8 protein-coding genes are annotated in these 13,090 nt (G+C 63.1%); 2 read left to right on the top strand and 6 right to left on the bottom strand.

From position 1 onward, the window contains the following. Nucleotides 1-2,424 (top strand): putative bifunctional diguanylate cyclase/phosphodiesterase, encoded by a 2,424-nt coding sequence (locus EKO19_RS10655; RefSeq protein ID WP_129776401.1) that lies wholly within the window; start codon nt 1-3, stop codon nt 2,422-2,424. Nucleotides 2,425-2,497: 73 nt separating this feature from the next. Here the strand turns inward: EKO19_RS10655 and EKO19_RS10650 are convergent, their stop codons facing one another. The 4 genes from EKO19_RS10650 to EKO19_RS10635 form a co-directional block, all read right to left on the bottom strand. Beyond that, nucleotides 2,498-3,961, bottom strand: coding sequence for an efflux transporter outer membrane subunit (locus EKO19_RS10650; protein WP_129776400.1), 1,464 nt, complete (start codon nt 3,959-3,961; stop codon nt 2,498-2,500). Nucleotides 3,962-3,984: 23 nt separating this feature from the next. Continuing rightward, nucleotides 3,985-7,158 carry an efflux RND transporter permease subunit gene (locus tag EKO19_RS10645; RefSeq protein ID WP_246038871.1) on the bottom strand — a complete coding sequence of 1,058 codons (3,174 nt, stop codon included), beginning with the start codon at nt 7,156-7,158 and terminating at the stop codon, nt 3,985-3,987. Continuing rightward, nucleotides 7,155-8,333, bottom strand: a complete 1,179-nt coding sequence (locus EKO19_RS10640; protein ID WP_129776399.1) for an efflux RND transporter periplasmic adaptor subunit — start codon at nt 8,331-8,333, stop codon at nt 7,155-7,157. The genes EKO19_RS10645 and EKO19_RS10640 overlap by 4 nt, the downstream gene beginning before the upstream one ends. Nucleotides 8,334-8,458: 125 nt before the next feature. After that, nucleotides 8,459-9,028, bottom strand: coding sequence for a TetR/AcrR family transcriptional regulator (locus EKO19_RS10635; RefSeq protein WP_175597020.1), 570 nt, complete (start codon nt 9,026-9,028; stop codon nt 8,459-8,461). Nucleotides 9,029-9,596: 568 nt separating this feature from the next. On the opposite strand from EKO19_RS10635, the gene EKO19_RS10630 reads away from it, so the two are divergent. Further along, complete coding sequence (locus tag EKO19_RS10630) at nt 9,597-10,658, top strand: sensor histidine kinase (protein WP_217705249.1); 1,062 nt, start codon at nt 9,597-9,599, stop codon at nt 10,656-10,658. Between the two features lie 6 nt (nt 10,659-10,664). Here the strand turns inward: EKO19_RS10630 and EKO19_RS10625 are convergent, their stop codons facing one another. Beyond that, on the bottom strand, nt 10,665-11,864 hold the full coding sequence (locus EKO19_RS10625; RefSeq protein ID WP_129776396.1) for an ABC transporter permease: 1,200 nt from the start codon (nt 11,862-11,864) through the stop codon (nt 10,665-10,667). Continuing rightward, complete coding sequence (locus EKO19_RS10620) at nt 11,864-13,009, bottom strand: ABC transporter permease (RefSeq protein ID WP_217705248.1); 1,146 nt, start codon at nt 13,007-13,009, stop codon at nt 11,864-11,866. Before EKO19_RS10620 ends, EKO19_RS10625 begins: the two co-directional genes overlap by 1 nt. Nucleotides 13,010-13,090: the final 81 nt, after the last annotated feature.

Raw genomic sequence — 13,090 nt, 5'->3', positions numbered from 1 at the left:
ATGACCCGTCGACTCCGCACCCGCATCATCGTGTTCGTCGTGGCGTTGCTGGCGGTGGTGCAGGTCGTCGCCTATGTCGTGGTAAGCCGCGCGAATTCGACCAATGCGCGCGAGAAAATCGTCGCCGAGCTGGACGTCGGCGAACGCGTTTTCGCCCGCCTGCTCGAACAGAATCGTGAGCGGCTGGCGCAGGCGGCTCGCGTCATGGCCGCGGACTACGCACTCCGCGAAGCCGTTGCCAGCGGCGATCAGGATACCGTCGTCTCCGCGTTGACCAATCATGGCGGCCGTATCAAGGCCGACATGACGCTGCTGGTGTCGCTCGATCGTCGCGTCGTCGCGGACACGATCGCGAGCAACGAGCGCGGTCGCTTGTTCGAATTCCCGCAGCTGATCGATCAGGCCGACCGTGAAGGTGGTGCGTCATCCATCGAAGTGATCAACGGCCGCGCCTATCAGCTGGTCGTGGTGCCCGTGCTGACGCCGATGCCGACGGCGTGGATCGCGGTGGGTTTCGTCATCGACGACAACGTCGTGTCCGAGCTGCAGCAGCTCACCTCGCTGCAAGTGTCCTTCCTCGAACGACACGACGGCGATCACCAATGGGGCGTGCTGGCCTCGACCCTCGGACCATCCGCGGTCGATCTCGCCGCTCAATTGCCGGCACTGCCAGGCGCCGCACTCGTTCACTCCTTCGGCGCTGGAGAGAACGAGCAACAGCTGAAGGTCATCACTTTCGATCGTCACGGCGACCGCGCGCTCGTCGCAGTCCTGCAGCGCTCGGTTGCAACGGCCGTGGCCGCCTTCAATCGGCTCCAGCAAACCCTGGCTGCGCTCGGCATCGTCAGCATGTTGCTGTCCATCGGCGGCGCGGTGGCGATTGCGTTGAACATCACCCGGCCGATCACTCACCTCACCAAAGCGGCGGCACGCATTCAGGACGGCGACTACTCCAATCCGGTCAGCGTGACCCGTTCTGATGAGATCGGCGCGCTCGCCTCCACGCTCAATCACATGCGCGAAGGCATCGCCGAGCGTGAGCGGGAAATCCTGCGACTCGCCTATCGCGACACGCTCACGGACTTGCCGAATCGCGCGCTGTTTCATGACCGGCTCGAACACGCCATCCTGAACGCGCATCGCACCGGCGCGACGCTGAGCGTGCTGATGATGGACCTGGATCGCTTCAAGTACGTCAACGACTCGCTGGGGCACGGCGTCGGCGATCACGTGCTGCGCGAAGTGGCGAACCGTTTGAGCGCGCTGCTTCGTCAGGCGGACACCATTGCGCGCCTGGGCGGCGATGAGTTTGCGATTCTGCTGGAGAACGTCGACGAGCGCCACGTCACCAAGGTGGCGATGAAGATTCTCCAGGCACTCGAGCATCCTATTCGCTACGAAGATCAGCCGCTCGACGTCGGCAGCAGTATCGGTATCGCCCACTTCCCCGAGCACGGCGAGAACAGCAGCAAGCTGCTCCGTAACGCCGACATCGCCATGTATGTCGCCAAGCGAAACAAGGGCGGCTACGCGGTGTACGACGCGAGCTACGACACGCACCAGCAGGAACACTTGTCGCTGCTCAGTGAAATTCGCCAGGCGGTGGAGGGCCATCAGCTGCGCGTGTATTACCAGCCGAAGGTCGGGCTCACGTCAGGCGTGGTCGAAGGCGTGGAAGCGCTGATCCGTTGGGAACATCCACGTCGCGGCTTCGTCTCGCCGGCCGAGTTCATTCCCTTCGCGGAACACACCGGCTACATCAAAGTGCTGACCCGCTGGGTGCTCGAACAGGCCATTCGTCAGTGCGGGCAATGGCGCTCGAACGGCACGCCGCTGCAAGTGTCCGTGAACATTTCGGCGCGCGACCTGCTCAATCGGGAGCTGCCGGACCTGATCGTGCAATTGCTGGATCGCTACGGCACGCCTGCTTCGCTGTTGTGCCTCGAAATCACCGAAAGCGGTTTCATGGAAGATCCCGCGCACGCCCAGCGCGTGCTGGAGCGGCTGCATGATCTGGGCATCAAGCTTTCCATCGACGATTACGGTACCGGGTATTCGTCGCTGAGTTACGTCGCGCGATTGCCGGTGGACGAGTTGAAGATCGATCGTTCCTTCGTGAAACAGATGAGCGATTCAACGACGGCGACCATCGTGCGCTCCACCATCGAGCTGGGTCACAGCCTGGGATTGAAGGTGGTCGCGGAAGGCGTCGAGGACGAAGCGGATCTGCGCACCCTGCGCGTGTACGGCTGCGATCAGGCGCAGGGTTATTTGATGAGCCGGCCGCTGCCGGCGAAAGAATTGGAAGAGTGGCTGAAGCACTCGGAGTGGTCACGGCCGGTGCCCACCACCAGGGACGTCTCCCCCGAGGAGACGTCCAGCAAGATCACAGTGCTCAGACCTGGAGCGCTTCGAGCCAAGTGAGGTTCATCCAGCAACATCCGCTAGACGGAGCCTCCGCCGTGTCCGTTAACACGCGCCGGAGGCGCTCCTACCCTTAACGCCGCGCCGTCAGAGGCTCTGCCTGATCGCCCAACCCGCCGCCCACCGCGAGCGCCAGGTCGATCGTGTTGAGCAACGCGTCGCGTCGGGCCGCGACCAGATCGATCTGCGCCTGATACAACCCACGGCGCACGTCGAGCAGCTCCAGATAAGAGATATCGCCCTGAGCGTAACGCAGCTCCGCCAGCTCAGTCGCACGGCTCAGCGCCGCGACCTGCTGATCGTTCGCTTCACGCACTCCGGCAATCAGCGTCTGTCCCTGCAGAGAATCCAGCACTTCGCGGAACGCCTGCTGCACAGTGCGTGCGTATTCCGACTTGCGCTGTTCTCTCACCGCTTCCGCGCGAGAAACGTTCGCGCGCAACCGACCGCCCTGGAAGATGGGCTGCAGAATGCCCCCCGTCGCCGACCAGATCTTCGCCGGGCCGGTAAACAAGCTGTCCAGCTCGGGGCTCGCCGAACCGTACGCACCAGTGATGCTGATGCTCGGGAACAACTGAGCGCGCGCGACACCGATATCCGCCGCCGACGCATTGAGTGCCGCCTCGGCCGCACCGATGTCAGGACGCTGCGACAACACGGCCGACGGCAGCGCCGCCGGCAACTGCACCGACGACGGCAAATTCACACCCTGCACGCTGATGGCCTCATCGACCAACGCTTTCGGTGAGCGACCCAACAACGCACCGAGAGCATTCGTGAACTGCACGACCTGCAGTTCGAGCTGACGGGTCGACACGCGAGTCGCCGCAGCGTCGGCTTCGGCGCGCTTGAATGTGAATTCATCGCTCTCGCCCGACTCGTATCGCAGCTTCTCCAGATCCGACGCCTCTTCGCGCGACTTCAACGTGTCGCGCCCGCGAGCCAGCTGCTCGGCGGCCGCGATCAACGAGTAGTACGTGCGGGCCACTTCGCCAGTGAGACTGAGCTTGGTCGCTTCGCGGCCATATTCAGAGTTCAACAGCTGCGCACGCGCCGATTCCGAAGCACGCTGATACTTACCCCACAGGTCCAGCTCATACGCAACCGTACCCTGCACGGTGTACCCGGTCTGAGTCGTCCTCACCCCCGGCACATTCTCCAGACCCTGCTCCGCAAGCGACAACTCACTCTGCTTGGTGCGAGTGACATTGCCTTCGAGGTTCACGGTCGGCAGCCGATCCGCGTTGGCGATACGCAGATAGGAACGCGCCTCCATCACCCGAGCCGCCGCGATCTGCGCATCCGGGTTGTGTTTCATCGCTTCGACGATCAGCTCGTTGAGCTTCGCATCGTCGAACAACGTCCACCACGGATTCGGCAGCGGCGACGTCTGCGCGGCCTGCTGCGGCAGAGCGTCCGGCAGCGGCAACTCCGGCTTCTGCGGATCCACTTTCGACACGAAGCAGCCGCCGAGGGCGGCGGCAATGGCCGCCACCAGCGTCACTCGAGCCGCGGTTTTTATTACTTGCCTGCTCATGAGGTCACTCTCAATTCGCCTCTCTAATTCGATTCTTTGGGCGCGGCCGGTTTCGGCTGCACGCCCCCATGGGGCTTACCCTTGCCATGTTCGTCGTCGTAGGCCTCGCCGCCCTTGGCGCCGGCGATCCACTTGAAGAACAGCGGCACGAACAACGTCGCGATGAACGTCGCCGCCAGCATGCCGCCGATCACGCTCGTGCCGAGCGAATGACGGCTGTTGGCACCGGCGCCGGTGCTCAGCGCCAGCGGCAGCACACCGAAGATCAGCGCCAGCGAAGTCATGATGATGGGACGGAACCGCAGCTTGGCGCCTTCGATCGCCGCCTCCATCAGGCCCATGCCTTCGTGATACTTCATCAGCGCGAACTCGACGATCAGAATCGCATTCTTGGCCGCCAGACCGATCAAGGTCAGCATGCCGATCTGGAAGTAGATGTCGTTCGCCAGGCCGCGCGCAAACACCGCCAGGAACGCACCGAACGCGGCGAACGGCACGGCCAGAATCACCGCCACCGGCAACGTCCAGCGCTCGAACTGCGCGGCGAGAATCAGGAACACCATCAGCACGCCGAGCAGATACACGCCCTGCGAAGCGCCGCCACTGACTTTCTCCTGATACGCCGTGCCGGTGAACGCCAGCTGATAGCCCGGCGGCAACGTTTCTTTGGCCACCGCCTCGATCGCCTTCAACGCATCGCCCGAGCTGTAGCCCGGTGCCGCCGCGCCCATGATCTTCGCGGACGTGAACGCGTTGAAGCGCTCGACGATTTCCGCGCCGGTCACTTCACGAATGTTGGCGAGCGCGGTGAGCGGCACCAGCTCGCCCTTCTTCGAGCGCACGTACACGTTACGAATATCTTCCGGATACGCACGGAAGCGCGGCTCCGATTGCAGCTGCACCTGATAGACGCGACCGTTGCGGTTGAAGTCGTTCACATACAGCGCACCGAACGTGCTCTGTAACGTTTCGAACACCTGACCCACTTCCACACCGAGCGTGATCGCCTTCTCGCGATCCAGATCGATGCGCATCTGAGGCACGCTGGCGCTGAACGTGGTCTGCGTACCGGCGAGTTCCGGACGTTTATTGGCTGCAGCCACGATCTTCTGCGTGACGCCTTCGAGATCCTTGATCGAGCCGCTGCCCCGCGACTGGATATAGGCCTCGAAACCGCCGGTCATCGACAACCCTTCGATCGGCGGCGGCTCGACGGCGAAGAAGAAGCCGTCCTTCACCTGCGCGCCGGCGCCGAACACGGCACCGACCAGCGCCTTGGGCGACAGATCGTCGCTCTTGCGTTCGTCCCAGGGCTTCATCGGCAACCAGATGATGCCGCTGTTGGTCTTCATCGCCTGAGTCAGCGGGTCCATGCCAGCCACGGCCACGGCATTCGCAACCGCGGGGTGACCACGCACGCCATCGGCCACGGCCTGGACCGACTTCACCGTACGATCCAGCGAAGCCGCGTCCTGCAGGAAGCCGATGACGAACACGTAGCCCTGGTCTTCCGACGGCGCGAGCGATGTCGGCAGAGCACGGAACAGACCGACCACCGCGACCAACATCACCACGAAGATGCCGGCGGCCATCGCCGCGCGCCTCATCACGAAGCGCACGCCGCTCTCGTAGCGATGCGTCACCCGGTCGAACCACCGGTTGAAGCCTTCCAGGAAGCGGTTCTTCACCATGTGATCGTGCTTCAACAGCAGCGCGCACAACGCCGGCGTCAATGTCAGCGCCACGAAGCCGGAGATCACGACCGACACCGCGATGGTGACCGCGAACTGTCGATACATTTCGCCGACCAGACCGCCGAGGAACGCCACCGGCATGAACACCGCGGTCAGCACCAGCACGATGGCGATGACGGGACGCGTCACCTCTTCCATCGCCTTCTCGGTGGCTTGCGGCGCCGGCAGGTTCTCGGTCGTCATGATGCGCTCGACGTTCTCGAGCACCACGATGGCGTCGTCCACCACGATACCGATCGCCAGCACCATGCCGAACAACGTCAGCATGTTGATCGAGAACCCGAACGCGAACATGGCCGCGAACGTGCCGATCAGCGACACCGGCACGGCCAGCATCGGGATGATGGTGGCGCGCCAGTTCTGCAGGAACAGCAGCACGACACAGAACACCAGCACCATCGCTTCCAGCAGCGTCTTGATCACTTCCTTGATCGACACCTTCACGTATTGAATGGTGTCGTAGGGAATGGAGTAAGTCATGCCCTTGGGAAAGTCTTTGGACAACTCCGCCAGGCGGTTCTGTACAGCAGAGCCGGTTTCCAACGCGTTCGCGCCCGGCTGCAACACCAGCGCCATCATCACGGCACGCTTGCCGTTGATCGTCGCCTGGTTGCTGTAGGTCTGCGCCCCCAGCTCGACGCGAGCCACATCCTTCAAGCGCACGACGCCACCGGAGTCGGTCGTGTGCACGACGATCTGCTCGAACTCTTCGGGCTCTTGCAGACGGCCTTGCGCAGTCACCGCGTAAGTGAAGTCGACGTGCTGACTCACCGGCTCGACACCGACCTGACCCGCCGCGTACTGCGAGTTCTGCTGACGAACCGCCGCGGCGACGTCGGAAGGCGTGAGACCGAGCTGAGCCAGCTTGTCCGGCTGCATCCAGATGCGGATGGAATAATCCTGGCCGAACATCTGCAGGTCGCCGATGCCGGGAATGCGACGCAGCTCGTCGACCACGTTGAGCGTGACGTAACTGCTCATGGTCAGCATGTCGACGCTGTTGTCGGGCGAGTGAATGGAAATGATCTGCAGGAACGTGGTCGATGCCTTGCGCACCACCACGCCCTGGCGCCGCACTTCCTCGGGCAAGCGCGGCACGGCGGCCTGGATGCGGTTGTTGACGTTGACCGCGTTCATATCGGGGTTGGTGCCGATGTTGAACGTCACCGTGATCATCAGCGTACCGTTGCCCGAGTTGACCGAGCTCATGTACAGCATGCCTTCGACGCCGTTGATTTCCTTTTCCAGCGGCGCGGCAACCGTGTCCGCGATGGTCTCGGCGGTCGCGCCCGGATAGACCGCGGCCACCGTCACCGAGGGCGGAATGATGTTCGGATAGGCGGAGATGGGCAGCGAGATCATGCCGCCCAATCCGGCGATCACGATGAACGCCGAGATGACGCAGGCGAAGATCGGCCGCGTGATGAAGAACTTGGAAATCATGCGGTCTCCTTCTTCGCCGGCTGCTGCTCAGCCTGCTTGGACGGAGCGTCGGGACCGACGGCGCTCACTTGAATGCCGGGCTGCACCTTGAGCACGCCTTCGACGATGTAACGATCGCCGGGCGCCAGCCCTTCGGTGACGATGATGTTGTTGCCGAACGAGCGGCCGACCTGCACCGGGCGGAACTCCACTTTCTGCTCGCCATTCACCACCCAGATGAACTGACCCTGCGCGCTCGACATGATGGCCTTGCGCGGCACGGCCACGACACTGCTCAGCTGCACGCCCTCGACGCGCGCCCGAATGAACTGACCGGGGAACAGCTGCGCCTCCGCGTTCTTCAACACGGCGCGCACCCGCACGGTGCCGGAATTCACATCGACGGCGTTATCGACGAAGGTGACCTTGGCGCTGTCCGGATATTCCTTGCCGTTCTCCAGCAACAGCCGCACGGTCGGCGCCGGCAGTTTGTTGGCCGGCGCGAGCGAGCCGCGAATGATCGACGCCTCGGCCTCGGGCACCGAGAACTCGATATACAACGGATCGACCTGCACGATCCTGGTCAACAGGCTGGAGCTCTGCTCGGTGGACACGAGGCTGCCCTCGGACATCACTTCGCGACTGGTCAAGCCCGAGATCGGCGCACGCACGTCGGTGTATTCGAGATCGAGCTCGGCCATCCGCTGCGCCGAGCGGGCCGCCTCGAGACTCGCCTGCGCCACTTCGAACGCCGACACGACTTCATCGCGACGGCTCTGACTCACTGCATTCTTCTCGAACAGCGGCAGCACGCGATCGTGCTGGCGACGCGCCTCTTCCAGGCGTGCCTTGGCCACCGCAACGTCGGCGCGAGCGGACGCCAGGCGCGCACGCACCGGCTCGGGGTCGATCAGAAACATCGGCTGACCCTGTTTCACCGACCCGCCTTCTTCATAGCGGCGCTTGAGCAAAATGCCGCCGACGCGGGCGCGCACTTCAACTTCGCGCGAGCCGACGGTGCGGGCGGTGTATGTGAGATCCAGCGGCACCGGATTCTTCTCCACCGTCTGCACGGTGACTTCCGGCGGCGGCATCGCATGCTGCTGATCCTGTCCCTTGCCGCAGGCCGTCAGCAAAACCGCGCTGACAGCGATGGCAACCAGAGACCTCACGAAGGACTGACGAATGACGTTCATATGCGTCTACCTGACAAACTAAAAAACGTGGCCGCGAGCGCAAGCGCTCGGGCGATGAAACACGGGTGGCTTGGGACGGGAGTCCCGGCTTCCTTCAACTACCGGGTGAGCGCAAGGCCAAGCCTCTAGCGATACGCCTCATCGGCAATCTGCAGCAGCTGCTGAACTACACGCTCACGCTGTTCCTCGGTGAAACAAGAAATGCGCAACGACTCACGCATCATCAGGCCGTCGATCGCCAGCGTCACGACGGCGGCCCGAGCAAATTCCACATTGCTGCTCTCGAGCTGCTTCGTGTACTCGGCGATGCGCTCACGAATCACTTCCAGCAGGGTCAAATCGTTCGCCGCGGCGGCGAACAGCGCCGCGCCCATGCCAGCGATCTTGGCCCGGGGCTGCTGCGCGAGAATACCGACGATGCAGGCTTTGAGATCCCGGCCATCGGTCTCACCGGTGCCCGTTTTCGCCTGCTCCACACAGTCCGTCATGCTCTCTACATAGCGCTTGGCCAGCGCGCCGAGCAATGACTCTTTGGAGGGGAAGTGATAGAGCAACCCGCCCTTACTCACGCCCGCCGCCTGAGCCACGCCATCGAGCGTCATGCGCGCCGCGCCGACGTCACCGACAACTCGCTCCGCCGCTTCGAGGATCCGCTCGCGAGCCGGGCTCATCGTATTGGGCGCGACTTCCGCCATGGACAACCTCGCTGTACCGACTGGACGGTGAATATACCGTCCAGCCGGTACAGCGTGTAATAACTTTCCGCTATGCAGAGCGCTGGATTTCATACCCCGCCGCCGGGACCGGGCCTCGCCCGGCGCGCCGACCCGTGATCGGAGCAGTTCAGAAAATTGAATACAAGTCGCAATCATCCCTTCGCCACCATTGCTCAATGGTAGAATCCTGTGAATTTTTCTAAACTATCCGAACAGCGAAACCGGGCTGCGTAAAGTACCAGTTAGTCAGCCGCGGACGTCCGCTTCACAGTCCGAGGGCTTGCGCATTTCGCGGGCCCCGGCGAAGCGGCCAACTTCGCTGCTCTTCATGGCGTCGATGCAGCCGCGCATTGAACGCTGAAATGAAGACGAACGAGGTCATGCTTTTGCGACAGCCGTGAACACAAACCCGCGCCGGGATTGCGTTTGGGCCGCGATGGACGGCTTACAATGCGCGGCGTTATTAGAAGGAGTGGCTAGGCGCATGCCCGACAGCACCGTGTCCTGGTTTAGCGGCGAACACTTTTTGCCACACGGACACTGCTATATGTGGACCCCGGGCATCCTCTGGATGCATGTCGTTGCCGACATCCTGATCGCGATGGCCTATTTCACCATCCCGTTCGTGCTCATCTATCTGGCGCGACGGCGCCGCGACCTGCCGTTCAACTGGCTGCTGGTGGCGTTCGGCGTCTTCATCGTGTCGTGCGGACTCACGCACGTGATGAACGTGTGGAATGTCTGGCACACCGATTACTGGCTCGAAGGGATCATCAAAGTCATCACCGCGGCCGCCTCGGTACCGACGGCGATCCTGTTGTGGCGCTACTTGCCGGTGATCCTGTCCGTGCCCAGCCAGCGCCAGCTGCGCGATGCCAACGAATCCCTCGCGCGCGCCAATCGCGAGCTCGAAGCGTTCACCGCCTCCGTCTCGCATGACCTGCGCTCGCCGTTGACGACCATCGCAGGCCAGGCCGGCCTGCTCGAGCTGTCGCTGCCCAATGCCAACGAAGAGCAACGCCGTCGACTGACCCGCATTCAAGGCAGCGTGAAACAGATGTCGGAGCTGATCGACGCGCTGCTGGCGCTGTCGCGCATCTCACGCCACACGCTGCATCGAGAGATCATCGACGTGAGCGCGCTGGCGGAAAGCATCTTTCAGGATCTGCGACAGAAAGACCCGTCGCGCAACGTCGAGGTGGAGATTCAGCCCGGCATGAGCGTTCACGGCGACCGCCGGCTGATCAGCGACCTGTTCGTGAATCTGCTGGCGAACGCCTGGAAGTTCACCTCGCGCACCGAGCACGCCCGCATCGAGGTCGGCCAGTCGCAACACGGCTCGATGGCGACACTGTTCGTCCGGGACAACGGCGCCGGCTTCGACATGGCCCACGAACAGAAACTGTTCAAACCCTTCCAACGCCTGCACGGCGCCGCCGAATTCGAAGGCACCGGGGTCGGCCTCGCCACCGTCGCCCGAATCATCGACCGCCACGGGGGACGCATCTGGGCCGAAGGCAAGCCGAACCAAGGCGCGGTGTTCTATTTCACGATGCCGACCATGCCGATCACGGAGCAGTTCCTGTTGATGCAGCGGGCGCTGGCATAACGGTCTTCAGTCCGTCCTAAGCGCCTCCACCGGCTCCAGTCCTGCCGCTCGTATTGCCGGCAAGATGCCCGCAATCAATCCCACCGCCAGCGCCAACGACTCCGCCGCGATAATGAACATCGGCGAATAACTCACCGGCAGCGCCGGCACGGCGATATCCAGCACCGCCGCGATGCCGAGCCCGGCAGCGAGACCGGCGAGGCCACCGAGCGCCGATAGCACGACGGCTTCGGAAAGAAACACCCCCAGGACTTGGTTCTTCTGCGCTCCGAGCGCGCGGAGCAAGCCGATCTCGCCGGTGCGCTCGCTGACGCCGATGGTCATGATGGTGAAGATGCCCACGCCTCCGACCAGCAGCGAGATGCTGCCCAGCGCGCCGACCGCGAACGTCAGCACGCTCAACACCGAGCCGAGCGTATCCAGCATCTGCTGCTGGGTCGTGATCGTGAAATCCTCATCGCCGTGCCTCGCGGACAGGATCTTACGAATGCCCGACACAACTTCGTCCACCGACACGCCCGACTCATGTCGCAGCTGGATCTCGAACACACTGTCCCGATCGAACAGCTCGAGCGACTTCGCCGTGGGAATGTAAACCGTATCGTCGAGATCGAATCCCAACGTCGTGCCCTTGGGCTTCATCACGCCGGCGACCCGATAACGCTGCCCGCCGACGCGAATCGTCTTCCCCAACGCGTTCTCACCGCGAAACAGCTCGTGAAACATCTTGCTCCCGAGCACGGCGAGAGAACGCGGCGCGCGCGGATCGTCCGCCGGCAAGAACTCGCCTTCCGCCACTTCGAACCGAAACGCCTCTGCAAACGAATGCCCGACGCCATACACCGTCGTCCGCCGCTTGCGCCCCAGTGCTTCAACCTCCGCGTTTCCTTGCACCATCGCATTGGTCGATATCACATACGGCGCGCGTCCCAACGCTTCGGCATCGTCGACGGTCAGCGGCCGCACGTTGCCCAGCGAGCCGATCGATCCACCCATGGTCTTCGTTTTGCCGGGCGTGACGCTGACTATATTCGTGCCGAACTGCGTGAACTCGGACACGACGAAGCGATGCACTCCCTCGCCGATCGATGTGAGCAACACGACGGCCGTTACGCCAATCCCAATACCCAATGCCGTCAGCGCCGCGCGCAGTCGGTGAGCTCGGACTGAGCCGGTCGTGAGCCGCACCAGATCGGCGAAACGCATCAGCGCCTCCCCGCCAGCGCTGCCACCGGATCGAGCCGCGCAGCCCGTCGCGCGGGCATCAACCCAAAGACGACGCCACTGAGGATTGCGACCACGATTGCCAGCACGACGGCCCAGGTCGGCGGGCTCAGTGGCAACGAGGGATAGATGTTGCCGACGATCCAATCAACGCCGAATCCCACGAACAACCCGGTGATCGCACCGGCCACGGATAGCAGAATCGCCTCGGTCAGAAATAGCGCCGTGATCTGCGCGCGCGTTGCGCCGATGGCCTTGAGCAGGCCGACCTCACTGGTCCGCTGACTCACGGACACCAACATCACATTCATGATCAGCACGCCCGCGACAGCAAGACTGATGGACGCGATGCCGCCAAGTGTGAGTGTCAATGCGGTGAAGATGCGATCGAAAGTCGAGAGCAAGGCATCTTGCGTGATGACGGTGACATCTTCCTCGCCCTGATGCCTCAACTTGATGGCCTCGATGGTGGCATTGCGCACGCGAGTCATATCGTCCCGCGTATGGGCTTGAATCAGCATACGGAACAGCGATTCGGTGTTGAACAGTGCCTGCGCGGCGCTCACGGGGACGATGATGAGCTCCTGTGAGTCCATGCCGATCATGCGACCTTGATCCGCCAGCACCCCGATGACCCGGAAGCGGCGGTCACCGATGCGGAGGTTGCCACCGATAGCTTCGCGCCCTGGGAATAATTCACGAGCGATATTGCTGCCGATGACGGCTACGGCTGTGTCGCGTGTCAAATCACCTGGAGGAAGAAAGCTGCCACGCGCGAGCTTGAAGCCATGAACCGGCTGCAGATCGGCGCTCGACCCCATCACCGGCGCCTCCCGCTCCAACGAGCCCACCGACGCCGGCGCCGAACCGACGACAACCGGCGCCACGCGCTCGACGCCAGGCAAACGTTGGACAGCCAGCGCGTCACCCAATGTGAGATCTCGCGGGGTTTCACCCGCAAGCATGCCCGGAGAGACACCACCGGTTTCGGAGCGGCCCGGAATGACAATGACCATGCGCGTGCCCAGCGCCTGAAATTCATCCGCGACGTAGCGCCGCGCGCCTTCGCCCAGAGAAGTGAGCGCGATAACCGCGGCCACGCCGATACTCATCGCAAGCAACAACATGACACTCCGCATGCGCGCCCGCACGGCGGAGTCAAGGGAAAGGCGAATCAGATCGCGGAAGCGCATGACTCAACGTTTCCG

This window comes from Peristeroidobacter soli, assembly GCF_004138485.1.
In the GTDB taxonomy this organism is placed as follows: Bacteria; Pseudomonadota; Gammaproteobacteria; order Steroidobacterales; family Steroidobacteraceae; genus Steroidobacter; species Steroidobacter soli.
Note: the sequence above shows the minus strand (reverse complement) of the source record. Positions and strands in the feature narration are given on the sequence as shown.

Bases quoted from the DNA above. Each gene is read 5' to 3' on its own strand.
- EKO19_RS10655 (WP_129776401.1), top strand. From the start codon at position 1: ATGACCCGTCGACTCCGCACCCGCATCATCGTGTTCGTCGTGGCGTTG.
- EKO19_RS10650 (WP_129776400.1), bottom strand. From the start codon at position 3,961: ATGAGCAGGCAAGTAATAAAAACCGCGGCTCGAGTGACGCTGGTGGCG.
- EKO19_RS10645 (WP_246038871.1), bottom strand. From the start codon at position 7,158: ATGATTTCCAAGTTCTTCATCACGCGGCCGATCTTCGCCTGCGTCATC.
- EKO19_RS10640 (WP_129776399.1), bottom strand. From the start codon at position 8,333: ATGAACGTCATTCGTCAGTCCTTCGTGAGGTCTCTGGTTGCCATCGCT.
- EKO19_RS10635 (WP_175597020.1), bottom strand. From the start codon at position 9,028: ATGGCGGAAGTCGCGCCCAATACGATGAGCCCGGCTCGCGAGCGGATC.
- EKO19_RS10630 (WP_217705249.1), top strand. From the start codon at position 9,597: ATGTGGACCCCGGGCATCCTCTGGATGCATGTCGTTGCCGACATCCTG.
- EKO19_RS10625 (WP_129776396.1), bottom strand. From the start codon at position 11,864: ATGCGTTTCGCCGATCTGGTGCGGCTCACGACCGGCTCAGTCCGAGCT.
- EKO19_RS10620 (WP_217705248.1), bottom strand. From the start codon at position 13,009: ATGTTGTTGCTTGCGATGAGTATCGGCGTGGCCGCGGTTATCGCGCTC.